The organism is Burkholderia sp. SCN-KJ (genome assembly GCF_024656005.1).
Lineage (GTDB): Bacteria > Pseudomonadota > Gammaproteobacteria > Burkholderiales > Burkholderiaceae > Burkholderia.
The window spans coordinates 156,367-182,630 of the sequence record NZ_JANKOG010000004.1 but is presented as its reverse complement, the minus strand read 5'-3'; the positions used below and the strand labels follow the sequence as shown (position 1 = coordinate 182,630).

The following is a 26,264-nucleotide window of genomic DNA, read 5'->3' as shown; positions in this document are numbered from 1 at the left end:
GAAGATCGTGGAAGTCGGATTTTGCGGACCGGGATTGATGGGCGCGCCGATGATTCGGCATTTGCTGGCGGCGGGCCACCGGGTCAGCGTATGGAACCGCACGCGCGGCAAGGCCGAGGCGCTTGAAAAGGACGGTGCGCAGGTGGTCGACACGCCGCGCGAACTGGCCGAGCGCGTCGACACGGTGTTCATGTGCGTACTCGACGGCCGTGCGGTAGGCGACGTCGCGTTCGGCGAGCACGGGCTGTTTGCCGGCGATGCGCATGCACGCCGCCTGAAGCGCATCGTCGATCACTCGAGCATTCCGCCTGCCGCGACGCGCGATTACGCGGCGCGTGCCGCCGCGCTCGGCGTCGGCTGGATCGATGCGCCGGTGTCGGGCGGCGTGCCCGGCGCGCAGGCCGGCACGCTTGCGGTGATGGCGGGCGGCGGCGCGGCCGACCTCGCTGCGGTGCGACCGCTGATCGACACCTACGCGTCGCGCGTCACGCACATGGGCGACGCTGGCGCGGGCCAGACCGCGAAGCTGTGCAACCAGGCGATCGTCACCGCGACGGTGACCGCGATCGCGGAAGCCGTCGGCCTCGCCCAGGCGAGCGGCATCGACGCCGCGCGTCTGGCCGACGCGCTGGCGGGCGGCTGGGCCGATTCGGTGCTGCTGCAGACCTTCGTGCCGCGCATGACGTCAGGCGGTCACGCGCCGATCGGCGCGCTCAGTACGTTCCAGAAGGATGTCGATGCGATCGCCGACGCCGCGCGCGACACGGGTGCGGTGATGCCCGTATCGGCCACGGTGCAGCAGGTGCTGCGCCTGGGCGCCGCGCAGGGGCTTGCCGGTGCCGATTTCGCCGCGTTCATCGACATCGTCCGGCCCGGCAACGGGCGCGGGACGGCGCAGTGAGCGCGCCGCGACGCTGAAGCGGGAAGCTGAATGGCCGATGGGCCGCCCGGAGGCGGCCCATCGTGTCGGTGTCGGTTCAGCCGAGGGAGCGCGGTGTCGTGTCGCCGGCGTTCTGGCGTCCGAGCCCGCCGCGCAGGCTCGCTTTCGTGCCTGCACCAAATTCGGGCAGGATGCGCGCGCGGGCGCGGCTCGCGAACACGAGGAAGCCGAAGCCGTTCGCCTCGTACCAGTACCCGCCGTTCTCGAGGCCGTCGAGCGGCTGTTCGAGTGCGTTGGCGATCGATTCGAGGCAGCGCTTGCGCAGTTCGGCGATGGCCGGATAGGGCGGCTGTGCGCCGCGCACGCTGCACAGAAGCACGTCGAGGCCGGGTAGCACGTGCGCATAGAGGACGGGTTCGTCCTGCGCACGGGCGCGGGCAATCTTGGTGTCGAGCTGCGCGAACGGTTTCGAATGGCGCAATACCGCGAGGAAGGACTCCTGGCCATCCTGTTGCGCACGTCGACGTTTTTTCGGGAAGGACATAAACACTCGCCTGAAAAACAATTGCAAGAAATGCGGCACTTTCATGCGACCCACTCCCGGCTATGTACGCCGCATGTCGATCCTTTATAGCACACGAAAATGCTGCACTCCGCACTCGTGCGGTACGACGATCAATGTCTCCCGTCGACCCGCATGCCACGATGATCGACACAGCCAGCGTCTTGGCGCCCGTACTGTCGTTTAGTCTCCATCATAGACCTGCTTTTCCCGCGCGTGCATTCGCGCGTCACAAAAAAATGAGATAGGCGCTCGCACGACGGTGCACGGACGGTGCACGATGCGTGCCCATGAAAAAGGCCCGCACATGGCGGGCCCGGCAGTCGCAGCGTGGCGCGGTGCTCAGCGTTGCTTCAGCGAATCGCGGATCTCGCGCAGCAGCAGCACGTCTTCCGGCGTCGCGGCAGGCGGAGCTGCTTCCGGCTTGCGCAGCTTGTTGATGAATTTCACCATCAGGAAGATGATGAACGCGAGGATCACGAAGTTGATCGCCACGGTGATGAACGAGCCGTAGCCGAATGCGGCGACGCCCGCGGCCTGCAGATCCTTGAACGAATCGGGATTACCCTTGAACGTCGGGGGGATGGTGCCGAGCAGAACGAACTTGTTCGAGAAATCCAGACCGCCCGTCAGCACGCCGATGACCGGCATGATGAGGTCTTTCACGACCGAGTCGACGATCTTCGAGAACGCGCCGCCGATGATCACGCCGACGGCGAGATCCATCACGTTGCCTTTGACGGCGAACTCCTTGAATTCCTTGATTATGCTCATGAGCGGCTTTCTCCTGGTTGGGCGAGAGGAGGCGTGCCGCGACGCGCAGGGCTGCGAAGCGTCTGATGGGTCGGATCGGGGGCACGCCGATGGCCGCATGATAGCGAACGTGCCCCATTGCCGGTAGCCCATCTTGAAATGATTAACAAATCACCGGGCCGGCGCGAGTGTAAATGAAAGAAAGCGCGGGCGCGGCGCGATGCGTCGACGCCCGCGCGAGCCATGCTCAGGTGTTGTCGTCGGTCCAGCCGTCGTCGTTGCTGCCGAGATCGACGCCGCCGCCGCCATTGCCGTCGCTCCAGTTCGAATCGTCGCCGCGGCCGAGGTCGAAGCCCGGATCGTTGTTCTCCTGGCGCCGGCGCGGGTCGTCGACGATCACGTCGCGTTCGACCACGCGTTCGCGGCCGCCGGACATCGCTTCGCCGAGCAGCACGCCGGTCAGCAGCCCGCCCATTCCGCTGCCGAAACCGCCGCCTTGCTGAACCACGACGGGCGGCTGCTGTTGCGGATACGGTTGCGGCGGATATGGCTGCTGCGGGTACGGTTGCTGCTGATACGGCTGGCCTTGCATGCCGGTCACGCGATCGGCTTCCTGCGCATACACGGAGCCGCTGCCGTTCGCGGGCGTCGCGGGCGGCGTGCTCGGATCGGGGCGGCCTTCGACGCGCGCCTTCACGCTCGCATGCCGCTGTTCGAGTTCGTCGATGCGATACGGCGGCACCGGGTTCTTGCCGTTCGACAGCGCTTCGACGAGCGCGCGTGCATCGGTCTCGATGCCTTCGAGTTCACTGGTGAGCGCCGCGGCACCGGGCGCCGTCGACAGTTTCGCGTCGAGTTTCAGCGGACGGATGTCGTTCAGCACGTCGGTCGCGCGTTTCAACTGCGCGCGGCGTTCGTCGCCGGCACGGCTGTCGTCGGCCGAGCGTGCGCGCCGCAACGTCCAGCGCAGCACCAGCGCGATGACCGCGACGAGCAGCCCGAGGCCGATCCACATGCCGGTCGACGGACCGTGTTTCGCAACCGGCGCGGCAGGCGCGAGCGACGACTGCAACGAGCCGGCCTGCGTGGCCGACGGTGCGTTGCCGCTCGCGCCGCTCACGCGCGCGGCGTCGGCGCGAATGCGCGATTCGGTCTGCGCGAAATGCGACGCGTCGGTGAAGCGCAGTTGCGGATCGAGCGACTTCGCCCGCTGCAGTTGCGCGAGCGCGTCGGACGCGCGGCCTTCGCGGTCCAGCACCTGTGCGTACAGATAGCGCGCATGCGCATTGTTCGGATGGGCGTCGATGACTTGCGACAGCTGCGTGTCGGCGCGCTGCCAGTCACGTTGCGCGATCGACTGCTCGACTTGCTGCAGCGACGGGACCGCAAAGGCGGCGGACGACAGCAGCATCAGCGAGAAGCCGAGTGCGGCGAGAGATTTCTTCATGGTCGAACCGGGCGCGGGCGCCCGTCTCCTGACTATCGGTGCGCGCCGCGCGCCCGGCGGGCCGCGGCGCGGTTGCCTGCCGTTACTGCGCGGGCGTGTCGAGCTGCTTCTTCAGCGCGGCGAGGCGGTCCTCGACCGACGGGCCCTTGTTCAGCGCGGCGAGCTTGTCGTCGAGCGCCTTGCCGCTCGACGTGTCGGCCGAATTCAGACGGGCGTCCGAACGCGCATTCTGCAGCGCGACCTTGTCCTCGAGCTTCTGGAAGTCCTCGGACAGGTTCTTGCCGCCGATGCCGCCCAGCGCGCTTGCCGCGACATCCTTCGCCTGCGCGATTTCCTGCTTGGCCTGCAGGATGTTCGAGCGTGCGTTCAGGTCGTTGCGGCGCTGACGCATGTCGGCGATCTGCCCCTTCAGCTTGTCGACCGACGGCTCGAGCGTCGTCAGCTCCGCCGCGAGCGCATCGCGCTCGGCTTCGGCGTTCGACTGCGCGGCGAGCGCCTCGCGTGCGAGCGCTTCGTCGCCCGCCTGCAGCGCGCGCTTCGCGCCGTCCTCGTACTTCTTCACCTTGTCGTCGGCCGCATCGCGCTTGCTGCGCTGGGTCGCGACTTGTGCCTCGATCTCGATCAGCGAATTCTCGGCACGGCCGATGCTGTCGTCGAGCTCCCGCACGATCTGCCGTGCGTCGCGCGACGGATCCTGTACCGAGTCGGCCGCATCGTTCAGCAGGCCTTTGATCGTGCGCGAAACAGAGTCGAAAAGCGACATGAAATCCTCCGTGGTTGAAAGGTGCCGCGTCGGCGGCAATGCCCGTCGCGAATCGGTTCCGACCCGCGTGAGCCGGCGGATATTACACCGCCGGCCCCTTAAATACGGCTTAAGCGCCGGAGTTCAAGCGCCGTGCGTGTGCAGGTTTCCACCTTTCGCATCTGAAAGAAACGCCGCGGCACGCACCGGGTCGCGAGTCCATGATAGGCGGAGCATGGCGCCAATACGTTCCGCAATTCATGCTTGTGCGGGAATTTTTACAAAAAATCGCGAAGCCGATCGGTCGATTTCATTAAAATGCGCTGTCACGTCGCGGGAACGGATCGCCGCGCGGCGGGGTCTGTCGACGTGACAGTTGCCACGATGCACCCACTCTGATTCATCCGCTTGCATTTTCCGCATGCGTCCGAGGGCGCCACGCCGCCCGCCATTCCGACATGCCAATCATTAAACGACCGTCTTCTCCTTCCGACCGGAACGAACCTCACTACACGTTGCGCCGTTCGCCGTCGGGGGCCTATTACCCCGATGACGACGACCGCGGCGACGACCGGCGCGCGCAGCGCAACGGCGGCGGGGGCGGTGCTCGCCGCTCGTTCGGCTCGCGCGTCGCGCTGTGGTTCGTCGGCCTGATCGCGACGCTCGCGATCGTCGGCGCGCTGATCGTCGGCTACGCGCTCGTCGTGATGGCGCCGCAGCTGCCGTCGCTCGACGCGCTGACCAACTACCAGCCGAAGGTGCCGCTGCGCGTGTTCAGCGCCGATCACGTGCTGATCGGCGAGTTCGGCGAGGAGCGCCGCAGCCTCGTGCGCTTCCAGGACATTCCCGACGTGATGAAGAAGGCGGTGCTCGCGATCGAGGACTACCGCTTCTACGAACACGGCGGCGTGGACTTCCTCGGCATCCTGCGCGCTGGCGTGGCCGACCTGATGCACGGTGGCGCGCGCCAGGGCGCGAGCACGATCACGATGCAGGTCGCGCGCAACTTCTTCCTGTCGAGCGAGAAGACGTATACGCGCAAGATCTACGAGATGCTGCTCGCGTACAAGATCGAGAAGGCGCTGACGAAGGACCAGATCCTCGAGCTGTACATGAACCAGATCTACCTGGGCCAGCGCTCGTACGGTTTCGCGGCCGCCGCGCGCGTGTATTTCGGCAAGGACCTGAAGGACATCACGCTCGCGGAAGCGGCGATGCTCGCGGGGCTGCCGAAGGCGCCGTCCGCGTACAACCCGGTCGTCAATCCGAAGCGCGCGAAGGTGCGCCAGGAGTACATCCTGAAGCGCATGCTCGAGATCGGCTACATCACGCAGCCGCAGTACGACCAGGCGGTGAAGGAAGAGATCCGCGTGCGCACGCCGGGCAACCAGTACGCGGTGCACGGCGAATACGTCGCCGAGATGGTGCGGCAGATGATGTACCAGCAGTACAAGGACGAAACCTACACGCGCGGGCTGACCGTCACGACGACGATCAACTCGGCCGACCAGGAAGCCGCGTACCAGGCCGTGCGCCGCGGCATTCTCGATTACGAGCGTCGCCACGGCTATCGCGGGCCGGAAGGCTCGATCAACCTGCCGGCGGCCGGCGACGAGCGCGACGAGGCGATCGACGACGCGCTCGCCGATCACCCGGACAACGGCGACCTGCAGTCGGCGGTGGTGCTGTCGGCGTCGCCGAACGCGGTCGAGGTGCAGTTCGTCGGCGGCGCCACGACGACGATCGGCCCGGCCGGGCTGCGCTTCGTGTCGGCCGCGCTGAGCCCGCGCGCGAACGCGACGCTGCACATCAAGCCGGGCTCGATCGTGCGCGTGCTGAAGGACGGCAAGACGGGCTGGCAGATCGTGCAGTTGCCGCAGGTCGAAGGCGCGCTCGTCGCGATCGCGCCGCAGGACGGTGCGATCCGTTCGCTCGTCGGCGGCTTCGACTTCAACAAGAGCAAGTTCAACCACGTCACGCAGGCGTGGCGCCAGCCGGGTTCGTCGTTCAAGCCGTTCATTTATTCGGCGTCGCTCGACAAGGGCCTCGGGCCGGCGACGATCATCAACGATGCGCCGCTGTACTTCCCGCCGAGCGTGCCGGGCGGCACCGCGTGGGAACCGAAGGACGACGACCAGCCCGACGGCCCGATGTCGATGCGCACCGGCCTGCAGCGTTCGAAGAACCTCGTGTCGATCCGGATCCTCGCGTCGATCGGCACGCAGTACGCGCAGGAGTATGTGACGCAGCGCTTCGGCTTCGATCCGGCGAAGACGCCGCCGTACCTGCCGATGGCGCTCGGCGCCGGCCTCGTGACGCCGCTGCAGCTCGCGACCGGCTATGCGGTGTTCGCGAACGGCGGCTACAAGGTCGATCCGTACCTGATCGCCGAAGTCGACGACGCGCGCGGCCAGCCGCTGCAGAAATCGCAGCCGGTGATCGCCGGCGGCACCGCGCCGCGCACGATCGAAGGCCGCAACGCATACGTGATGAACAGCCTGCTGCACACGGTCGCGACGGCCGGCACGGGCGCGGGCACCAACGCGCTCGGCCGCAGCGACCTGCAGGGCAAGACGGGCACGACGAACGATGCGAAGGACGGCTGGTTCGCCGGCTACCAGCAGTCGCTCGTCGCGGTCGCGTGGATGGGCTTCGACCAGCCGAAGAGCCTCGGCAGCCGCGAATTCGGCGCGCAGCTCGCGTTGCCGATCTGGGTGAACTACATGCGCACCGCGCTGAACGGCGTGCCCGAGCAGCAGATGCCGATGCCGGACGGCCTGACCTCGATCGACGGCGAGCTGTACTACGCCGATCGCACGCCGGGCAACGGCTTCGTCGGCAGCGTGGACATCAACCCGGCTGCGAACGCGATCAGCGCGAACGACGCGCTCGGCTCGGCCGGCTCGGAGGGGCTCGCACCGCCGCCCGTCACGCAGCAGGAGAAGCAGCAGATCATGGACATGTTCGAGAACAAGTAAGCGATACGCGGATGTGTCGCATGCGGCGGGCGCCTTCGGGCGCCCGTTTTCTTATGTGTCGTCGCGTTCGCGCGTCAGCCGGTGAGGACGAATCAGAACGACGCGCAGGCCGGTACGAGCGTGATGCCAACCGAGTCCTGCCGGAAGCGCTCGCGGTACGCGTGCCGGATCGCCGCGAGCCGCGCGTGCGTATCGGCAGTATCGTCGGCGACGATACGGACCACGAAACTCGCTTCGCCGATGATCCGGCCGGTGGCGCGGTCGCGCCATTGGCCGCGGGTGTCCCAGACCGTGAAACCGTCCGGAAAGCGCGGCGTGACGACGTCGGCGAGGAAGGCCGCGCGTTCCGCTTCGGTGACGGGGCCGCGTCCCGCGATATCGCGTCCGAACAGCAGGTCGGCCTGCAGCATCCGGTGCGTGTCCGGCTGCAGGCAGCCAACGGAAGCGTCGACGACGGGCGAGGGCGGGGCCGCGCAACCGGCAAGCAGCGCGACGGCTGCAGCACCGATCACCTGCCGCGTACGACGTGGCCACGCCGCGGGCCAAGCGTTCGGCGGCGCTATTTGCCTATTTCGCGTCCGGCGCGCTTCGCGCGCGTAAAACGCTGCGCGCTCAACCACTTGCGTGCTTGTCCGGCGGGTTATCAACAGGGCTGTCAACATAAACTGGGGATAACCCTGAGTATCGTGCGCGGGTTCAGTGCTGCAGTTTTGCGTGCGCGAGATGCATGCCGAGCGTCGCGGGATCGGTGTTCGTGCCCGACAGCAGCACGCCGACCCGCTTGCCCTGCAGCGTTTCGCGCAGCGGGCCGAGCAGCGCCGCGAGCGCTGCCGCGCACGCCGGTTCGACCGACAGCTTCAGTTGCGAGAACAGGAACAGCATCGCCGCGCGCAGCGCGTCGTCGGACACCGTGACGATGCGGTCGACGTGGCGCCGGCACAGCTGGTAGCTGTATTCCTCGGTATGCGGCGCCATCAGCGAGTCGGCGATGGTCTGCATCGCGCTCATCTGGATCGTGTGATTCGCCGCGAAGCTGCGGCTCATCGCGTCGGCGCCTTCCGGCTCGACGCCGTACACGTGCACGCGCGGATTCGCGAGCCGCAGCGCGGTCGCCATGCCGGCCGCGAGCCCGCCGCCGCCGATCGGCACGATCACCGCGTCGAGATCGGGCGTCTGCGTCGCCCATTCGTAGCCGAGCGTCGCGGTGCCGAGGATCGTGTGATAGCCATTGAACGGATGGATGAAGAAGCGGCCTTCCTCGGCCTCGATCCGCCGCACGAGGTCGAATGCCTGCGACGCGCTGCCGGCGAGCACGACTTCCGCGCGGTACTGCTTGCACTGCGCGATGCGCGCCGGGCTCGCGGTATGGAACATCACGACCTTCGCGCTGCTGCCGAGCCGCATCGCCGCATACGCGACGGCCGCCGCGTGATTGCCGGCCGACACGCACGTGACGCCGGCGTTCTTGCGCGCTTCGTCGAGGGCCAGCAGGTTCGTGAACGCGCCGCGCGCCTTGAAGCTGCCGCTCACCTGCAGCAGCTCGAACTTGAAGTTGACGTGCGTGCCCTCGAGGGACGGCAGGTCGGCGCGCTCGAACACCGGCGTGCGCGCGACCCACGGCGACAACGCGAAATGCTGCGCGGCGATTTCGTCGAGCGTCGGAATCGGTTCGCCGTCGATCGTCGTATGGGCAGTGCGCTGTTGGTCAGTCGACATGGCGTGGCGGGTGGCGGGAGGGGGCCGGCCCGCACACGCAGGCCGGCGTGGCGGGGCAGTCAGTGTGCGTCGACCGACATGCTGCGGATGAACTTGCGCAGGAACTGCTCGCAGGCGGCGAGCTGCGCGAGCTCGACATACTCGTTCGGCTTGTGCGCCTGTTCGATGTTGCCGGGCCCGCAGACGATGCTCGGGATGCCCGCGCGCTCGAACAGGCCGGCTTCCGTGCCGTAGGCGACCTTGCGCTTGTCCTGGTCGGCCGTCAGCGCGCGCACCAGCTGCGTGATCGCGGCCTGTTCGGTCGCGTCGAGCCCGGGCGCCGCGGCGATCTTCGAGAACTCGATCGCCGCGTTCGGATGCTCGCGAAGCATCTGCGGCAGCAGCGTTTCCCGCGCATACGCTTCGATGCGCGCGAAGATCTGCTCGGGATCGAGCGTCGGCAGGTTGCGGAACTCGAAGTCGAACCGGCATTCGGCCGGCACCGTGTTGATCGCGTTGCCGCCCTGGATCGTGCTCGTCTGCGCGGTCGTGAACGGCACGTCGTACAGTTCGTCGAACGGGCCTTCGGCGCGAAAGCGCTCGGCGATGTCGCGGATGTGGCAGATGAGGCGCGCCGCATATTCGATCGCGTTCAGGCCCTTCGGCGTCAGCGACGAGTGCGCCGCGTGGCCGCGCACGCAGCAGCGATACGCGTTGATGCCCTTGTGCGCGATGATCGGCCGCATGCTGGTCGGCTCACCGACGATGCAGCCGGACGGCTTCACGCCGCGCTTGACCAGATCGGCGATCAGCAGCGGGGCGCCCGCGCAGCCGATTTCCTCGTCGTAGGACAGCGCGAAATGGATCGGCTTCGCGAGCTTCGTCGCCTGCATCTCCGGCAGCAGCGCGAGCGCCGCGCCGATGAAACCTTTCATGTCGCACGTGCCGCGGCCGTACAGGCGGCCGTCGCGCAGCTCCGGCTCGAACGGGTTGCTGTCCCACTGCTGGCCGTCGACCGGCACGACGTCGGTGTGCCCCGACAGCACGATGCCGCCGTCGGTCGAGCCGTCGTGCGCGGGCACGGTCGCGAACAGGTTGGCCCAGCCTTCGCGCGGATCGTGCGTGAGCGTCGACTGGATGCCCTTCGCGGCGAGCGCGTCGCGCACCGTTTCGATCAGGCCGAGGTTCGGCACGCGGCTCGTCGTGTCCATCGACACCAGCTGCTTGATCCAGGGCAGGCTGACGAGCGAGGCGTCGCCTTGGGTTGCGGCGGACGGCGCCGGCGCGTCGAGAGTGGACATGGCAAAACTCCGTCTGAGGAATGGGAAAATCATACTCAAAAACGCGCCGGCCCGCCTTCGCCGGCCGCGGTGCGGTGCAGCATCGCGGCCGTGCCGTCAGCGTGCCGCGCTCGTCGCGTCGGCGCGCGGGGCGAGCGCGCGCAGCGTTTCCTTGATCGTCGACACGCGGATCGCGAGATCGGGCGAGCGCGTCTCGATGCGCAGCTTGTCCTGGCCCGCGAGCTTGATGTGCCGGTGCTTCTGCACCATCTCGATGATCCGCATCGGATCGATCGGCGGGTTCGGCTCGAACTGCAGCCCGATCGCGGCCTCGCTCGCGTCGATCTTGACGATGCCGAGCGGCTTCGCCGCGAGCCGCAGCCGGTGCGTCTCGACGAGCGCGTGCGCCTGCGGCGGCAGCTTGCCGAAGCGGTCGATCAGCTCTTCCTGGATGCCGTCGATCGCGTCGCCGTGCTCGCAGTTCGCGAGCCGCTTGTACAGCGACAGCCGCTCCTGCACGTCCACGCAGTAGTCGGCCGGCAGGATCGCGGGCGCATGCAGGTTGATTTCCGTCGTCGCGGCGAGCGGGGCCGTGAGGTCGGGCTCCTTGCCGTTCTTCAGCGCCTTCACTGCGTCGTTCAGCATGTCGGTATACAGCTGGAAGCCGATCTCGTGGATCTCGCCCGACTGCTTGTCGCCGAGCACCTCGCCGGTGCCGCGGATCTCGAGGTCGTGCATCGCGAGATAGAAGCCCGAACCGAGTTCCTCCATCTGCTGGATCGCCTCGAGGCGGCGCTGCGCCTGCTTGGTCAGCGACTGCGGGTCGTGGACCAGCAGGTATGCGTACGCCTGGTGGTGCGAACGGCCGACGCGGCCGCGCAGCTGGTGAAGCTGCGCGAGGCCGAACTTGTCGGCGCGATGCATGATGATCGTGTTCGCGCTCGGCACGTCGATGCCGGTCTCGATGATCGTCGTGCACAGCAGCACGTTCGCGCGCTGCGCGACGAAATCGCGCATCACGCGTTCGAGCTCGCGCTCGTGCATCTGGCCATGCGCGATCACGATGCGCGCTTCGGGCACGAGCTCCTCGAGCATCGCCTTGCGGTTCTCGATCGTCTCGACCTCGTTGTGCAGGAAATACACCTGGCCGCCGCGCTTCAGCTCGCGCAGCATCGCCTCGCGGATCACGCTTTCCTCCTCGCGGCGCACGAAGGTCTTGATCGCGAGCCGCTTTTGCGGCGCGGTCGCGATCACCGAGAAGTCGCGCAAGCCCTCGAGCGCCATCCCGAGCGTGCGCGGGATCGGCGTCGCGGTCAGCGTCAGCACGTCGACTTCCGCGCGCAACGCCTTCAGCGCTTCCTTCTGGCGCACGCCGAAGCGGTGTTCCTCGTCGATGATTACGAGGCCGAGGCGCTTGAACTGCACGTCCGACGACAGCAGCTTGTGCGTGCCGATCACGATGTCGACGCTGCCTTCGTTGATCTGCGCGATCGCCGCGTTCACTTCCTTCGCGGTCTTGAAGCGCGACAGCTCGACGATGCGCACCGGCCAGTCGGCGAAGCGGTCGGCGAAGGTCTGCGTGTGCTGCTCGGCGAGCAGCGTGGTCGGCGACAGCAGCGCGACCTGCTTGCCGCCCATCACCGCGATGAACGCGGCGCGCAGCGCGACCTCCGTCTTGCCGAAGCCGACGTCGCCGCACACGAGGCGGTCCATCGGCTTGCCGCTCGTCATGTCGCCGATCACGGCCGCGATCGCCGCGGCCTGGTCGGGCGTTTCCTCGAACCCGAAGCTTTCCGCGAACTTCACGTAGTCGCGCGGCTCGAGCGCGAACGCGTGGCCCTCGCGGGCCGCGCGGCGCGCGTACAGGTTCAGCAGCTCGGCCGCCGTATCGCGGATCTGCTGCGCGGCCTTGCGCTTCGCGCGCTCCCACTGGCCCGAACCGAGCGCGTGCAGCGGCGCGCTGTCGGGATCGGCGCCGCTGTAGCGCGAGATCACGTGCAGCTGCGCGACCGGCACGTAGAGCTTGCTGTCGCCCGCGTATTCGAGATGCAGGAACTCGGTCTCGCCTTCGCCGAGATCCATCGACACGAGGCCCATGTAGCGGCCGATGCCGTGCTGCGCATGCACGACCGGATCGCCGACCTTCAGCTCCGACAGGTCGCGCACCATCGCGTCGACGTTGCTCGCCTGTTCCTGGCGACGGCGCCCGGCGCGGCGGCCGAGCGCGCCGTACAGCTCGGTCTCGGTGACGATCGCGTAGCCTTCGCCCGGCACCGCGAAGCCGCTCGCGAGCGGCGCGACGCCGAGCGCGAAGGGCGCGTCGCTTTCGAGCCAGCCCGCGAAGTGGTCGTTCGACGCCGGACGCAGGCGATGCTCGGCGAGCAGTTGCAGGATCGTCTCGCGGCGGCCGGCCGATTCGACCGTCAGCAGCACGCGCTTGCCCGACGCTTCGACGAAGGTGCGCAGCGCGGCGAGCGGATCGTCCGCGTGGCGGTCGACGGTGAGCTCGGGCAAGGCCGTCGCCCAGCCGCCGGCCGGCTGCGCGGGCAGCACGACGCGCGCGAACGGCTTCGCGAACGCGAAGAAATCCTCGTCGGACAGGAACAGCCGCTGCGGCTCGAGGATCGGCCGCTCGCGGTCGTGCGCGAGGAACGCGTGACGCTGCTTCGTATCGGCCGTGAAGCGGCGGATCGACGCTTCGAGGTCGCCGGCGAACACGAGGTGCGCATCCTGCGGCAGGTAGTGAAACAGCGTGGCCGTCTCGTCGAAGAACAGCGGCAGGTAGTACTCGATGCCGGCCGACGGCACGCCGTTGCCGATGTCCTTGTAGATAGGCGCGCGGCTCGGGTCGCCTTCGAAGGTCTCGCGCCAGCGGCTGCGGAAGGCCGTGCGCGCCGCTTCGTCGAACGGAAACTCGCGGCCGGGCAGCAGGCGCACGTCGCGCACCGGATAGAGGCTGCGCTGCGTATCGGGATCGAACGCGCGGATCGAGTCGACCTGGTCGTCGAACAGGTCGATCCGGTACGGCAGCGGCGAGCCCATCGGGTACAGGTCGATCAGCGAGCCGCGCACGCAGTATTCGCCGGGCCGCACGACCTGGCTCACGTGCTCGTAGCCGGCCAGCGTGAGCTGCGCCTTCAGCTTCGCCTCGTCGAGCCGCTCGCCCTGCGCGAACGCGAACGTGTACGCGGCCATGAACGACGCGGGCGGCATCCGGTACAGCGCGGTGGTCGCGGGCACCAGCAGGATGTCGCAGCGGCCCTCGCCGAGGTCGTGCAGCGTCGCGAGCCGCTCGGAGACGAGATCCTGGTGCGGCGAGAACGTGTCGTACGGCAGCGTCTCCCAGTCCGGCAGCAGGCGCACGCGCGCCTCCGGCGAGAAGTAGCGGAGTTCCTGCGACAGTCGCTGCGCGTCGACCGCGTTCGCGCAGATCACCGCAAGGAGCGGGACCGCGTCGCGGTTGTCGGCGAGATAGCGGGCGATGGCGAGTGCGTCGGCGGAGCCGTGCGCGCCGTCGAAGGCGAACCGCTGGCCCGGCTTGACGCGGGCGACGGGCGAGGCGAACGGGGTGGAAGCGTTGTCTGGCATAGGGACGGCAGGGGTGGCGGGCACGGGCGCGGCGCGGCGCGCCGGTCGAGACGAAAGACCTATTATAAAATCCGCTTCTCGATTTCATCTTTCCGGCGTTTCCCCTTCGTGACTCCCCGACTTTTCGCCCTGATTCCTTGCGCCGGCACGGGCAGCCGTTCCGGTTCGGCCGTGCCGAAGCAATACCGCACGCTGGCCGGCCGCGCGCTCCTGCATTACACGCTCGCCGCGTTCGACGCGTGCAGCGAATTCGCGCAGACGCTCGTCGTCCTCGCGCCCGACGACACGCACTTCGACGCGCGCCGCTTCGCGGGCCTGCGCTTCGCGGTGCGCCGCTGCGGCGGCGGCTCGCGGCAGGCGTCGGTGCTCAACGGGCTGCTCGAGCTGGCCGAATTCGGCGCGACCGAGCAGGACTGGGTGCTCGTGCACGACGCCGCGCGCCCGGGCATCACGCCGGAACTGATCCGCACGCTGGTCGCGACGCTGAAGGACGACCCGGTCGGCGGCATCGTCGCGCTGCCGGTGGCCGATACGCTCAAGCGCGTGCCGGCCGGCGGCGACGCGATCGCGCGCACCGAGTCGCGCGACGCGCTGTGGCAGGCGCAGACGCCGCAGATGTTCCGCATCGGCATGCTGCGCGACGCGATCCTGCGCGCGCAGCGCGAAGGGCACGACCTGACCGACGAGGCCAGCGCGATCGAATGGGCCGGCCATACGCCGCGCGTCGTGCAGGGCAGCCTGCGCAACTTCAAGGTCACGTACCCGGAAGATTTCGCGCTCGCGGAAGCGATCCTCGCGCGCCCCGCGAACGCTTCCTGACTTTCACCTCATCTCAAACCGGATTACGCATGGACTTCAGAATCGGACAAGGCTACGACGTGCACCAGCTCGTCCCGGGGCGCCCCCTCATCATCGGCGGCGTGACGATTCCGTACGAGCGCGGCCTGCTCGGCCATTCGGACGCGGACGTGCTGCTGCACGCGATCACCGACGCGCTGTTCGGCGCGGCGGCGCTCGGCGACATCGGCCGCCATTTCTCCGACACCGACGCGGCGTTCAAGGGCGCGGACAGCCGCGTGCTGCTGCGCGAATGCGTCGCCCGCGTGAAGGCGGCCGGCTTCACGATCCAGAACGTCGACAGCACGGTGATCGCGCAGGCGCCGAAGCTCGCGCCGCACATCGACGGGATGCGCGCGAACCTCGCGGCCGATCTCGGGCTGCCGCTCGAGCGCGTGAACGTGAAGGCGAAGACCAACGAGAAGCTCGGCTATCTCGGCCGCGGCGAGGGCATCGAGGCGCAGGCCGCCGCGCTGCTGGTGAAGCAGGGCGCGTGAGCGCCTGACGCCGGTCCGAAGCGGCGCGCAGGTTGCGCCGCCGGAATGAAAAATGCCACGCGCTTGCGTGGCATTTTCGTTTTGCGGCGCGATCCGGCGCGCTTGGCCGCCGCATCGCGCGGCCGCTTATTCGCCTTCGGCGGCGATCACCTGCGCGGCGGCGTTGATCACCGACGCGATGCGGCCGACGTCGCGCAGCTGCGTCGTCGTCATGCCTTGCTCGTTCTTCAGCAGCGCGTAGTGCGACTTCACGCAGAAGTGGCACTTGCCGACGATCGACGCGGCGAGCGCGTACATCTCGAAGCGGCGCTTGTCGACGCCGCCGTGCGACGCATACGCGCCCATCCGCAGCTCGGCGCGCTGCGTCTTCAGGTCGGCATCGTCGGCCATCTCGACATACGGATACCAGGTGTTGTTCATCCCCATCAGCGCGGCCGCCGTCAGCACGGCGTTCGTCTCTTCGGGCGACAGCACGCCGGCTTCGCGGATCGTCTTCACGAGCACGGTGCTCTTCGCCGCGACCGCCGCCGCCAGCGCGACGCCGACTGCATCGGTGCCTTCGAGCGACGAGCGCGAGATCGTGCCGTCGAGGTTCAGGCGAATGTCCTTCGCGTAGTCGGGGATACGTGCCTTAATCGAATCGATGAATTCCATTGATATCTCCTATGGGTTGGCCGTTAAAAAAGCCCGCAGGCAGGACGTGCGCCGCGGGCTTCGTGCATCGATGCGCTTACAGCGTTGCGCCGCCGACTGCACGGTTGCACGGGCACAGTTCGTCCGTTTGCAGGCCGTCCAGAATGCGCAGGACTTCTTCCGGGCTACGGCCGACGTTCAGGTTGTTCACCGAAACGTGCTGGATCGTGTTGTCCGGATCGACGATGAACGTTGCACGCAGGGCCACGCCGGCTTCCTTGTCGCGCACGCCGAGCTGGTCGATCAGCTCGCCCTTGACGTCGCCGAACGAGTAGTGGTTCAGCTTGTCGAGGTCCTTGTGCTCACGGCGCCATGCGAGCTTCACGAATTCGTTGTCCGAGCTGCCGCCGAGCAGGACGGCGTCGCGCTCTTCGAACTGCTTCGTCAGCTTCGCGAACTCGACGATTTCCGTCGGGCACACGAACGTGAAATCCTTCGGATAGAAGTAGATGATCTTCCACTTGCCCGGGAACGACGCTTCGGTGACGGTCTCGAACGCCGACTGGCCGTTTTCCTCGTGATTGTTGAAGCCCGGCTTCGCGGCTACGACGGTGAATGCTTCGAGTTTATCGCCCACGGTTTTCATGCGGATACTCCTGTGTGAGTTGGGAAGAAGACTGAGTCAAGCTACCTCGGTGCTGCAACGTTGATGTGACAGCATAGGCACGACTATAACACTATTAATAAGCCGTTTCAATAGTTTTTGACTAACGATTTCCATAGTTTTTTTCAACCGCGCCGATAGTGTGACGCGCAAGAAGCGTGCGCGAACGCGTCACGCCGTCGCACGCGCCTTGCCGGCGCCGGGGAATTCGAGCGTGACTTCGAGGCCCGCTTCGGGGCTGCGGTTGCGCAGGCGCAGCGCGCCGCGATAGCGGCCGACGAGGCGCAGCACGATCGCCATGCCGAGCCCCGTGCCGTCCGCCTTGGTGCGCGCCGTGTCGACGCGGTAGAACGGCCGCATCACGAGCGGCAGCTGGTCCTCGGGGATGCCGGGGCCCTCGTCGCTCACCGACAGCTCGACGCGCGCGTGCGTCACGCGCGTCTCGAGCGTGATGCGCGATACGCCGTCGTCGCGGCTCTGGCCGTATTTGCGCGCGTTCTCGACGAGGTTGCCGATCACGCGGCGCATGTCGGTCTCGTCGGCTTCGATCACGGCGGTCGGCGCGAGCCGCGTGCGGATCTCGACGCCATCCTCGCCCGACACGCGCGCGGCGACTTCGTGCGCGATCGACGACAGGTCGACCGGCTCCGGCTTGCGCTGGGTCGGGCGCGCGTAGTCGATGAAGGCCGCGATGATGCGGTCCATCTGCTCGATGTCGTCGACCATCGCGTCCTTGGTCGCCTGGTCGGACGGGCTCATCTCGGTCTCGAGCCGCAGCCGCGCGAGCGGCGTGCGCAGGTCGTGCGAGATGCCCGCGAGCATCAGCGCGCGGTCGGCCTCGAGCTGTTCGAGATCGCGCACCATCTGGTTGAAGCTGCGGTTGGTGTCGGCCGCGACGCCCATCCCGCGCTCGGGCAGCAACTCGGGCGTCTGGCCCGAGCCGATCTGCCGCGCGGCGAGCGCGAGCCGCGAGAACGGCCGGTTCACGAGGCTCGTGATGAACGCCGAGCCGAACAGCGACAGCGCGAGCGCGAACAGGCCCCAGCCGGCCCACTGCAGGCCCGTGACGCTGTCGAGCTGGTCGCGGTCGAGCGCGACCCAGTAATCGTCGTCGTCGATCTTGAAACTGATCCACACGCCCGGGATGTCATTGACCGACTGCGCGATCACGGTATCGTCGCCGAGCCGACTGCGGATGTCGTGTTCGATCAGGCGGTTCAGCGATTCGTCGGGCTGCAGCTTGAATTTGTCGGTTTTTTCGCGCGGGTACACGCGCACGCCCTCGTTGCTCTCGAGATCCTGCAGCAGCGCGCGCCGCAGATCGGGATCGGAATAGAGCAGGGCGGTGCGCGTGAGCTTCACGATCGCGACGAGCTGGAGCGCGACGCGCTGCGCGCGCGGCTCGCGCTCGATCACGCGAAAGCTCTGGAACCACGCGGCGAGACTGACCGAGATCAGCAGCGCGATCAGCAGGAAGGTGCGCCAGAACAGCCCGCCGAACGCGAGCTGCAGGAGGCGCCGGTCGATACGCATGGGACGGGCCGTGGACGGGCGAAACCGGAAAGAGAAAAGATCAGGCGGCGCCGTCCGGAATGAACACGTAGCCGAGGCCCCAGACGGTCTGGATGAAACGCGGGCTGCCCGGATCCGGTTCGATCAGCTTGCGCAGACGCGAGATCTGCACGTCGAGGCTGCGGTCGAACACTTCGTATTCACGGCCGCGCGCGAGCTCCATCAGCTTTTCGCGCGACAGCGGCTGGCGCGGGTGGCGCGCGAATACCTTCAGCACCGAGAATTCGCCGGTCGTCAGCGGAATTTCCTGGCCCGACTTCGTCAGCGTGCGCGTCGCGAGGTTCAGCGAGAACTCGCCGAACTCGAACACCTCGGTGGTTTCCGACGGTGCGCCCGGCAGTTCGGCCGGCGCCTGGCGGCGCAGCACCGCATGAATGCGCGCGACGAGTTCGCGCGGGTTGAACGGCTTCGGCAGATAGTCGTCGGCGCCCATCTCGAGGCCGACGATGCGGTCGACGTCCTCGCCCTTCGCGGTGAGCATGATGATCGGCGTGCGGTCGTTGCTGCCGCGCAGGCGGCGGCAGATCGACAGGCCGTCTTCACCCGGCAGCATCAGGTCGAGCACCAGCAGGTCGAAGCGCTCGCGCACCCAGAGCTTGTTCATCGCGGTCGCGTTCTCCGCGACGTACACGTTGAAACCCTGCTCGCCGAGATAGCGGCGCAGCAGATCGCGCAGGCGCGGGTCGTCGTCGACGACGAGAATCTTGGAGGGGTTTTTCGTTTCCATGAGCGGCATCTTATCGCGAATGGGAAATCACGCACGGTCGCGTATTTTCGCGCGTTACAGTCCGTTACAAAATTTACCCGTAGTGTCGCGCGGAGTAAAGGCAGGCTATAGAGATTCCTTTACTCGAAGCTGAAATTCGGTAGATACTCCCCTGCACTCCATCTTTCATCTTTGTACACCCGAATTCCGCAGGGTTTTTCAAGTACCAGAGGTAACCGGTTGCCGCGTGACGAAGGGAACAAATCGACCAAAGAAGCGAGGACGGTCATGCGATCTGCCCGGATTGCACTGATGCTGACGATCGCACTTGCCGGTCCATATGCGTCGAACTTCGCGTATGCGCAGCGCCCCGAGCAGGGCGCCTCGTCGCGCAAGCTGCCGCGCGGCAAAGCGCCGCAGCCCGACCGCGCCGCCGACATGGCGGTCCGTTCCGCCGTGCCTCCCGATCTCGATCAGCACCGTCGCGACGGGCACATGACGCCCGAGGAGCGCCACCTGCTGCGCCAGCACATCGAGGACGCCGTTCGCGAGCTGTACAAGCGCTGACACGCACGCGCGTTCGCACGGCGCGGAAAGATTCCGTAGCAATTTTTCGGTCAACTTTCGGATGCGTGCCGCCGTTGAACCCGCATCCGCACCGCCGGTGCGCTCCGGGAGTCCACGACGATGAAAGCGAACGCTGCCGCCCCGGCCTCGCCCGCGATGCAGGCGCCGCTCGACGCCGACGATGCGCTGTTCTTCCTGAGCCGTACCGGCTTTTCTCCCGCCCCGGCCGAGGTCGCCCGCATCGTCGGGATGACGCGCGCGCAAGTGGTGGCCGAGACGCTCGGCAACGTGCGCCGCGAGCCCGTGACGGCCTGGCCCGACTGGCTCGCCGAGCTGCCGCCGACCCGCGCGCAACGCCAGGCGATGACGCCCGACATGCGCCGCGACGAGCAGCGCGAGCGCAATCGCCGCTACGATGCGCTGCGCGCCGCGTGGGTCGACGAGATGGTCGCGACGCCGTCGCCGCTCACCGAGCGCATGACGCTGTTCTGGCACGGGCACTTCACGTCCGGGCAGGACAAGGTCCCGTATCCGCAGACGATGGCCGCGCAGAATGCGCTGCTTCGGCGCGAGGCGCTCGGCAACTTCGGCGCGCTGCTGCATGCGGTCGCGAAGGATCCGGCGATGCTCCAGTATCTCGACGGCGCGAGCAACCGCAAGGGCCGCCCGAACGAGAATTTCGCGCGCGAGGTGATGGAGCTGTTCACGCTCGGCGAAGGGCATTACTCGCAGCGCGACGTGACCGAGGCCGCGCGCGCGATGACCGGCTGGAGCGTCGATCCCGATACGCTGCGCTTCGAGGTGCGGCCCGAATGGCACGACGCGGGCGACAAGACGATCCTCGGCGAGACCGGCGCGTTCGACGGCGACGGGTTTCTCGACATCCTGTTGAAGCGGCCCGAGACGGCAAGCTTCATCGCCGGCAAGCTGTGGCGCGAATTCGTGTCCGATACGCCCGACGCCGGCGCGCTCGAGGTCGTGGCCGAGCGGTTTCGCGCCAGCGGCTACGACATACGCGCGGCGCTCGCCGCGCTCTGGTCGACCGACGCATTCTGGGATCCGCGCAATCGCGGCGTGCTCGTGAAGTCGCCGGCCGAGTTCGTCGTCGGGTCGGTGCGGCTGTTCGACGTCGCGTACGGCGATCCGCAGATGCTCGCGAACACCGTGCGCACGCTCGGGCAGAACCTGTTCTATCCGCCGAACGTGAAGGGCTGGCCGGGCGGCGCAATGTGGATCAACAGCACCACGCTGCTGGCGCGCAAGCAGTTCGTCGAGCAGTTGTTCCGCGCGACCGAGACGGCCGGCATGCGCTCGCCCGCGCACGCGATGGCGCCGCCGTTACCGAATGCGCGGGCGCAAGCGATACCGGTTGCGGACGCGGCGTCGGTTGCCGGGATGCGCGGCGCGCCGGTCAAACCCGCGCGCGGCGGCCTGCGATTCGACCTCGAACGCTGGCTCGCGCAGTATCGCGCGCGGCCGCAGGCGATTGCGGGATTGTCGACCGAGCTCCAGCTGCAGCACGCGGTGCTGCCGGTGTCGCCGGTCGCGGCGATCGATACGGACTCGACCGGCAGCGCGTATCTCGAGGCGCTCCTGATGGATCCGGCCTATCAACTGAAATGACTGAAACGACGACGAACAGGCACGCTGCCGCGGTGGCCATACCGCACGGCGAGCCGAAGGATGCACGATGAACCGACGTGATTTTCTGACGCTGACGGGCGCCGCGGCCGCGGCGGGCGTGTCGTTGTGGCAGCCGCCCGCGCAGGCGGCATCGTTGGTCGCGGCCGGGCGCCAGCCGGCGGCCGGTTATGCGAACGTGCTGATCCTCGTCGAGCTGAAGGGCGGCAACGACGGCCTCAACACGGTGGTGCCGTATGCGGATCCGCTCTACTACCAGTTCCGCCGCAGCATCGGCATCAAGCGCGACCAGGTGCTGCAGCTCGACGCGCAGACGGGGCTGCACCCGTCGCTCGCGCCGTTGATGCCGCTGTGGCGCGACGGACAGGTCGCGATCGTGCAGGGCGTCGGCTATCCGCAACCGAACCTGTCGCATTTCCGCTCGATCGAGATCTGGGACACCGCGTCGCGCTCGGACCAGTACCTGCACGAAGGCTGGCTCACGCGCACGTTCGCGCAGGCGCCGGTGCCGCCCGGCTTCGCGGCGGACGGCGTCGTGCTCGGCAGTGCGGAGATGGGACCGCTCGCGAACGGCGCGCGCGCGATCGCGCTCGTCAATCCCGCGCAGTTCATCCGTGCGGCGCGGTTGGCCGAACCGTCGTCGCTGCGCGAACGAAACCCAGCGCTCGCGCACATCATCGAGGTCGAGAACGACATCGTGAAGGCCGCCGACCGGTTGCGCCCGCGCGGCGGGATGCGCGAGTTCAGGACGGCCTTTCCGGCCGGTACGTTCGGGACCTCGGTGAAGACCGCGATGCAGGTGCTCGCGGCATGCGAGGCATCGGGGCCCGGCGCGCAGGACGGCGTCGCGGTGCTGCGGCTCACGCTCAACGGTTTCGATACGCACCAGAACCAGCCGGGGCAGCAGGCGGCGCTGCTCAGGCAGTTCGCGGAAGGGATGAGTGCGATGCGCGGCGCGCTGGTCGAGCTCGGGCGCTGGAACCAGACGCTCGTGATGACGTATGCGGAATTCGGGCGGCGCGTGCGCGAGAACCAGAGCAACGGCACCGATCACGGTACCGCCGCGCCGCATTTCGTGATGGGCGGCCGCGTGGCCGGCGGGCTGTACGGCGCGGCGCCGGCACTCGGGCATCTCGACGGCAACGGCAACCTGCCGGTCGCGGTCGATTTCCGCCAGCTCTATGCGACCGTGCTCGGACCGTGGTGGGGGCTCGATGCAACGCACGTGCTGCAGCAGCGCTTCGAGACGCTGCCGCTGCTGAAGGTGTGAGGCGGTCGTGCGTGACGGGGCGGATCAGCGGCGGCGTGCGGCGCGCCACGCGATCCACAGCTTGCGGATCGGCGTCAGCGCGATACGCTGGTGCAGCACCTGGTAGCCGTCGCGCTCGATTTCGTCGAGCAGCGCGCCGGCCAGTGCGATCTGCGCACGCAGCGTGCGTTGCGCGCGGCGTTCGGACGCGGGGATCGCCGCGTCGGCGGCGGCGAGCGCTTCGCGCGCGCGGGCCGTCTGAAACTGCAGCAGCTCGCTGAAGGCCGGGCTGTAGCGGCGATTCAGCAGGTCGGCCGCGGTTACGTTGTAGCGTTGCAGTTCGTCGATCGGCAGATAGATGCGGCCGTGGCGTGCATCGTTGCCGAGTTCCTGCACGAATTGCGCGAGCATCAGCGCGTGGCCGGCCTGCGCGGCCCACGGTTGCGGTTCGGCCGGATTCGCGGCGCTTGCGCGCGCGACCAACGACGCGAAGGTGCCGCCGACCTGCGCGATGTAGCGCTGCAGGTTCGCGAAATCCAGGTAACGCGCCTGTTCCAGATCCATTCCGTAACCGTTGACGAGCGTGCGCAGCGCGTCGGTTTCTGCGCCGATCGCCGGGTGATGCTGCGCGAGCGCCTTCGTGACCGGGTGCGACGGTTCGCCGGCGGCGAGCGCCGCGAGTTCCTTGTGCCACCACGCGAGTTTCGTGTGTCCGACGGTCGGATCGCTGGTTTCCTTGACGGTTTCCTCGAGTTCGCGGCGCAGCGCGAACAGGGCCGTCAGGCGCGGTGCGGCGGCGAGCGGCGCCTGGCGCAGCGCATAGTAGACGCTGGAGCCCGCGGGGGCGGCCTTTTGCTGACAGTAGTCGTCGAAGTTCACGGGTGGGGTCGTGGCGGAGGCGGGTTCGGGGACGCGCGCCGGCGCGTGGCCGGCACGTCGAGCGCGGCATTCTAGCACCGCTGTCCGATGGGCGCCGGCGGGGCGAGACAATGCTGCGCAGATCGGGTAGAATCTCGCGCTCGCCTGATCGGGCGTGCCGGTTTTCGGGTTTTTCGGGCCGGCATGACGCCCGGGCGCGTGGAGCACGCTTCTTGCGTGCCGCGCGGTCAGGCGACAGGAATGCGCGTGAGTGGCGAAATTGGTAGACGCACCAGGTTTAGGTCCTGACGCCCGCAAGGGTGTGCCGGTTCGAGTCCGGCCTCACGCACCACGAAGTCGAACGGGCTCCGCCCAAGGGCCGTTCAAAAAAAGCGCCGCGCGTCGACCGACCGCGGCGCTTTGTCGTTCTGCGCGCGCCTAGTCCCAGAAACTCCGCACCGCGACCGCCACGATCACCGGCACCGAAAACACCAGCGGAATCGCGAAATACTGCGCTTCGCGATCGACGATCCAGCTATAGATCAACCACGCCACGCCGATCGCGAACGTGACGAGGCCGACCAGCACCGCGGCGATATTCAGGGCGAGCTTCGAAGGCTGGCGGCGCGCTTTGTCGTTGGTGTCGGGTTCGCGCGGAGACGATTTCATCTGAAGAGGGGCCCGGGCCCGGCAGGTGTAAAAGCACAGGAAACCCCATCCGCACCGATCGCGCAAGGGCCGGCCCCATCTCGTTGGTGAGCGCGCGTTACAACCCGAACGACACGGCCAGTTCGTCGAGCAGCTCGCGCTGGAACGTGACGAACCGCTCGCCCGGCTGCTGCGCGATCGCGAGGTCGAGCATCGGATCGGCGACCTCGGTGCGGATACCGGCCAGTTCCTCGACGATCGCGAGTCCGCAGAACGGCACGTAAGCCTCCGAATAGCCGCCTTCGTGCACGATCACGAGCCGTCCGTCGCAGTGGCGCCGTGCCGCCTCCTTCACCGCCCGCGTCATGTACCGGTAACTGTCGGTATGCAACTGCATGCGCGCGAGCGGGTCGACCGCGCTTGCATCGAGACCGCTCGCGACGACGATCAGCTCCGGCCGGAACCGTTCCAGCGCCGGCAGCACGATCCGCTCGAACGCATGGCGATACGCGTCGTCGCCGCTGCCCGCGAGCAGCGGCACGTTCAGGTTCGCGCCGACGCCCGCGCCTTCGCCGCGCTCGTCGCCGCCGCTGTAGCCGGGCGGAAAGCAGCGGTCCTGGTGCAGCGAGATCGTCAGCGTGTCCGGATCGTCGTAGTAGATCGACTGCGTGCCGTTGCCGTGATGCACGTCCCAGTCGATCACCGCGACGCGCTCGATCGCATGCTTCGCGCGCGCGGCCTCGATCGCGATCGGGATGTTCGCGAGCAGGCAGAAGCCCATCGGGCGATCGCGCAGGCAGTGATGGCCGGGCGGGCGCGACAGCGAGAACGCGGTGGCCGCATGCCCGCCGACGACCGTGTCGAGCGCCGCGATCGCGAGGCCGGCGGACAGCGCGGCGATCTCGTAGCTCCCTTTGCCGAACGGCGCGAGATCGCCGAGGTCGCCGCCGTTCGCATCGCTGAGCGCGCGGAACGCGTCGAGATAGCTCGCCGGATGAATCCGCAGCAGATCGCCGGTGGTGGCCGGCGCGGCACCGCGCAGGTCGAGGTGAGCGGCAAGGCCCGACGCCTGCACGAGCGACAGGAAGCGCCGCTTCGAATCGGGCGATTCCGCGTAGCCGGCGCTCGATGGCGGCTGGACCCAGCCGCCGACCGGGAAGAACAGCGCGTGCGTGCCGCCGGTGTGCCAGAACGTGCGTTCGTCGGTGAAGAAGGCAGTGCGATTCATGGATGTGCTTGACCTGTCACGGTTGGGAGGAAATGGCAGCCGCGGCAATCCGCGCGCGGCGATCGATATGGCGCAGCGCGGCGAACGACGCGATCGCGACGGCAGTGGCGGCCGCGAACAGCGCGTGCATCGTGCCGCCGGCATCGAGCAACAGCCCGGCGAGCAGCGGGCCGGCCGCGAGGCCCGCACCGATCACGAAATTGAGCGTCGCGACGAGGCGCCCGGACGTATCGATCTGTGCGACGGTCGCGAGAATGAACGGCAGTACGAACGTCCACGCGAACTTGAACGCGAAGATTGCGGCGCTGTAGCCGTGCGCATGCGGCAACGCGGCGAGTGCGACGAGCGACGCCGCGAGCAGCGCGTAGCCGGCGGCCAGCATCGTGCGCCGCGCAAGCCGGCCGCCCGCGCAGGATGCGAGCGCCGCGCCGGCAATCCCCATCACGCTCGCGATCGCGAGCACGTTGCCGGTCGCTTGCGGATCGAGTCCGGCTTCCGCCGCCGCGCGGCTCGCGAAGGTCCACACGCTGCCGATCGCGAGATAGAAGGTCAGCACCGCACCGATCGCGAGCGCGACGAAGCGCTGCGGCGTATTCGTCGCGGCGCCGCGCGCTGCCCGCGCCGACGCGCGCCGCGCACCGAGCGTCGCCGGAAAGCCGCGCGACAGCGGCGCGGCAAGCAGCGCGAGCACGGCCAGCGCGACGTACAGCGCGCGCAGCCCGAACCCGGCGAACACGTGCGGCAGCACGAACAGGCCGATCGCGCCGGCGATCAACTGGCCGACGACCCAGAGGCCGTACACGCGATCGCTGTTCTCGCTCGTGGCCGCACTGGTCATGCAGAGCACCATCAGCGAGCCGCCGCCGAGCGCGGTGACGGCACGCAGCGCGAGCAGCGTGACGAAGCCGGGCATCCACAGCGCGGTCAGGAGATTGCCCGCGCCGAACAGCGCGATCGCGCAGGCGGCAACGCGGCGCGCGTCGACCCGGCCGAGCCACAGGTACGACGGCACGGTCGCGAGGCTGAACGCACCGAGTTCGACGAAGAAGTAGGTGCCGATCTGCGACGCGGACAGCCCGAGTTGCGTCGCCAACTGACCGGCGACGGCCGGCGCGACGAGCAGCAGCAGTGGCGTGATGGCCGCGAACACGACGAGGGCGACGAGCGTCGAGCGCGCGAACGGCGACGCGCGGCCGTCGGACGGCAGTGCGGCATCGGTGGAGCAAAGGGTTTTCATGG

23 protein-coding genes and 1 tRNA gene are annotated in these 26,264 nt (G+C 68.0%); 8 read left to right on the top strand and 16 right to left on the bottom strand.

From position 1 onward, the window contains the following. Positions 1–7 precede the first annotated feature (7 nt). Positions 8–901, top strand: coding sequence for an NAD(P)-dependent oxidoreductase (locus NQV17_RS08895; RefSeq protein ID WP_257771849.1), 894 nt, complete (start codon positions 8–10; stop codon positions 899–901). Positions 902–977: 76 nt separating this feature from the next. Here the strand turns inward: NQV17_RS08895 and NQV17_RS08890 are convergent, their stop codons facing one another. The 4 genes from NQV17_RS08890 to NQV17_RS08875 all read right to left on the bottom strand — a co-directional run bounded on the left by NQV17_RS08890 (position 978) and on the right by NQV17_RS08875 (position 4,405). Continuing rightward, positions 978–1,424 carry a hypothetical protein gene (locus NQV17_RS08890; RefSeq protein WP_185500383.1) on the bottom strand — a complete coding sequence of 149 codons (447 nt, stop codon included), beginning with the start codon at positions 1,422–1,424 and terminating at the stop codon, positions 978–980. A gap of 360 nt (positions 1,425–1,784) precedes the next feature. Beyond that, positions 1,785–2,216, bottom strand: coding sequence for a large conductance mechanosensitive channel protein MscL (gene mscL / locus NQV17_RS08885; protein WP_257771513.1), 432 nt, complete (start codon positions 2,214–2,216; stop codon positions 1,785–1,787). Between the two features lie 226 nt (positions 2,217–2,442). Then, a complete protein-coding gene (locus NQV17_RS08880; RefSeq protein WP_257771511.1) occupies positions 2,443–3,642 on the bottom strand; it encodes a lipopolysaccharide assembly protein LapB in 1,200 nt (399 codons plus the stop codon). Positions 3,643–3,724: 82 nt separating this feature from the next. Further along, positions 3,725–4,405 carry a PspA/IM30 family protein gene (locus NQV17_RS08875; protein WP_044843730.1) on the bottom strand — a complete coding sequence of 227 codons (681 nt, stop codon included), beginning with the start codon at positions 4,403–4,405 and terminating at the stop codon, positions 3,725–3,727. Between the two features lie 437 nt (positions 4,406–4,842). Here NQV17_RS08875 and NQV17_RS08870 point away from each other — a divergent pair, with 437 nt between their 5' ends. Continuing rightward, positions 4,843–7,362 carry a penicillin-binding protein 1A gene (locus NQV17_RS08870; RefSeq protein WP_257771507.1) on the top strand — a complete coding sequence of 840 codons (2,520 nt, stop codon included), beginning with the start codon at positions 4,843–4,845 and terminating at the stop codon, positions 7,360–7,362. A 92-nt stretch (positions 7,363–7,454) separates the two neighbouring features. On the opposite strand, the gene NQV17_RS08865 is transcribed toward NQV17_RS08870, so the two are convergent. From NQV17_RS08865 to mfd, 4 genes are all read right to left on the bottom strand, one after another. After that, positions 7,455–7,982 (bottom strand): DUF3574 domain-containing protein, encoded by a 528-nt coding sequence (locus tag NQV17_RS08865; protein ID WP_257771847.1) that lies wholly within the window; start codon positions 7,980–7,982, stop codon positions 7,455–7,457. Between the two features lie 76 nt (positions 7,983–8,058). After that, positions 8,059–9,078, bottom strand: coding sequence for a threonine/serine dehydratase (locus NQV17_RS08860; protein ID WP_257771505.1), 1,020 nt, complete (start codon positions 9,076–9,078; stop codon positions 8,059–8,061). A 59-nt stretch (positions 9,079–9,137) separates the two neighbouring features. After that, positions 9,138–10,358 (bottom strand): acetylornithine deacetylase, encoded by a 1,221-nt coding sequence (gene argE / locus NQV17_RS08855; protein ID WP_257771503.1) that lies wholly within the window; start codon positions 10,356–10,358, stop codon positions 9,138–9,140. Positions 10,359–10,454: 96 nt separating this feature from the next. Continuing rightward, positions 10,455–13,925, bottom strand: a complete 3,471-nt coding sequence (mfd, locus tag NQV17_RS08850; RefSeq protein ID WP_257771501.1) for a transcription-repair coupling factor — start codon at positions 13,923–13,925, stop codon at positions 10,455–10,457. A gap of 108 nt (positions 13,926–14,033) precedes the next feature. Between mfd and ispD the strand changes: the two genes are divergently transcribed. Both ispD and ispF read left to right on the top strand, forming a co-directional pair. Beyond that, positions 14,034–14,744 carry a 2-C-methyl-D-erythritol 4-phosphate cytidylyltransferase gene (gene ispD / locus NQV17_RS08845; protein WP_044843724.1) on the top strand — a complete coding sequence of 237 codons (711 nt, stop codon included), beginning with the start codon at positions 14,034–14,036 and terminating at the stop codon, positions 14,742–14,744. Between the two features lie 29 nt (positions 14,745–14,773). Beyond that, on the top strand, positions 14,774–15,259 hold the full coding sequence (ispF, locus tag NQV17_RS08840) for a 2-C-methyl-D-erythritol 2,4-cyclodiphosphate synthase (RefSeq protein WP_044843723.1): 486 nt from the start codon (positions 14,774–14,776) through the stop codon (positions 15,257–15,259). Positions 15,260–15,385: 126 nt separating this feature from the next. On the opposite strand, the gene NQV17_RS08835 is transcribed toward ispF, so the two are convergent. From NQV17_RS08835 to ompR, 4 genes are all read right to left on the bottom strand, one after another. Continuing rightward, positions 15,386–15,913, bottom strand: coding sequence for a carboxymuconolactone decarboxylase family protein (locus NQV17_RS08835; RefSeq protein ID WP_044843722.1), 528 nt, complete (start codon positions 15,911–15,913; stop codon positions 15,386–15,388). Between the two features lie 76 nt (positions 15,914–15,989). Then, positions 15,990–16,538 (bottom strand): peroxiredoxin, encoded by a 549-nt coding sequence (locus tag NQV17_RS08830; RefSeq protein ID WP_006478563.1) that lies wholly within the window; start codon positions 16,536–16,538, stop codon positions 15,990–15,992. 189 nt (positions 16,539–16,727) lie between these two features. Continuing rightward, positions 16,728–18,089 carry an ATP-binding protein gene (locus tag NQV17_RS08825; protein ID WP_044843721.1) on the bottom strand — a complete coding sequence of 454 codons (1,362 nt, stop codon included), beginning with the start codon at positions 18,087–18,089 and terminating at the stop codon, positions 16,728–16,730. 40 nt (positions 18,090–18,129) lie between these two features. After that, complete coding sequence (gene ompR / locus NQV17_RS08820; protein WP_004192636.1) at positions 18,130–18,864, bottom strand: two-component system response regulator OmpR; 735 nt, start codon at positions 18,862–18,864, stop codon at positions 18,130–18,132. Between the two features lie 258 nt (positions 18,865–19,122). Between ompR and NQV17_RS08815 the strand changes: the two genes are divergently transcribed. The 3 genes from NQV17_RS08815 (at position 19,123) to NQV17_RS08805 (ending at position 22,312) form a co-directional block, all read left to right on the top strand. Further along, complete coding sequence (locus NQV17_RS08815) at positions 19,123–19,401, top strand: hypothetical protein (protein ID WP_124666474.1); 279 nt, start codon at positions 19,123–19,125, stop codon at positions 19,399–19,401. Between the two features lie 120 nt (positions 19,402–19,521). Beyond that, positions 19,522–21,024, top strand: coding sequence for a DUF1800 family protein (locus tag NQV17_RS08810; RefSeq protein WP_257771496.1), 1,503 nt, complete (start codon positions 19,522–19,524; stop codon positions 21,022–21,024). A 67-nt stretch (positions 21,025–21,091) separates the two neighbouring features. Next, positions 21,092–22,312: a DUF1501 domain-containing protein gene (locus tag NQV17_RS08805; RefSeq protein WP_257771494.1), complete on the top strand. Its 1,221-nt coding sequence runs from the start codon at positions 21,092–21,094 to the stop codon at positions 22,310–22,312. 24 nt (positions 22,313–22,336) lie between these two features. Here NQV17_RS08805 and hpnD read toward each other — a convergent pair whose 3' ends face one another. Then, positions 22,337–23,170, bottom strand: a complete 834-nt coding sequence (gene hpnD, locus NQV17_RS08800; RefSeq protein ID WP_257771492.1) for a presqualene diphosphate synthase HpnD — start codon at positions 23,168–23,170, stop codon at positions 22,337–22,339. Positions 23,171–23,414: 244 nt separating this feature from the next. On the opposite strand from hpnD, the gene NQV17_RS08795 reads away from it, so the two are divergent. Next, positions 23,415–23,501, top strand: a tRNA-Leu gene (locus NQV17_RS08795). A gap of 86 nt (positions 23,502–23,587) precedes the next feature. Here NQV17_RS08795 and NQV17_RS08790 read toward each other — a convergent pair. The 3 genes from NQV17_RS08790 to NQV17_RS08780 all read right to left on the bottom strand — a co-directional run bounded on the left by NQV17_RS08790 (position 23,588) and on the right by NQV17_RS08780 (position 26,262). Further along, complete coding sequence (locus tag NQV17_RS08790) at positions 23,588–23,818, bottom strand: hypothetical protein (protein WP_044843684.1); 231 nt, start codon at positions 23,816–23,818, stop codon at positions 23,588–23,590. 97 nt (positions 23,819–23,915) lie between these two features. Next, positions 23,916–25,025 (bottom strand): class II histone deacetylase, encoded by a 1,110-nt coding sequence (locus tag NQV17_RS08785; RefSeq protein WP_257771489.1) that lies wholly within the window; start codon positions 25,023–25,025, stop codon positions 23,916–23,918. 16 nt (positions 25,026–25,041) lie between these two features. Next, positions 25,042–26,262, bottom strand: coding sequence for an MFS transporter (locus tag NQV17_RS08780; RefSeq protein WP_257771487.1), 1,221 nt, complete (start codon positions 26,260–26,262; stop codon positions 25,042–25,044). Positions 26,263–26,264: the final 2 nt, after the last annotated feature.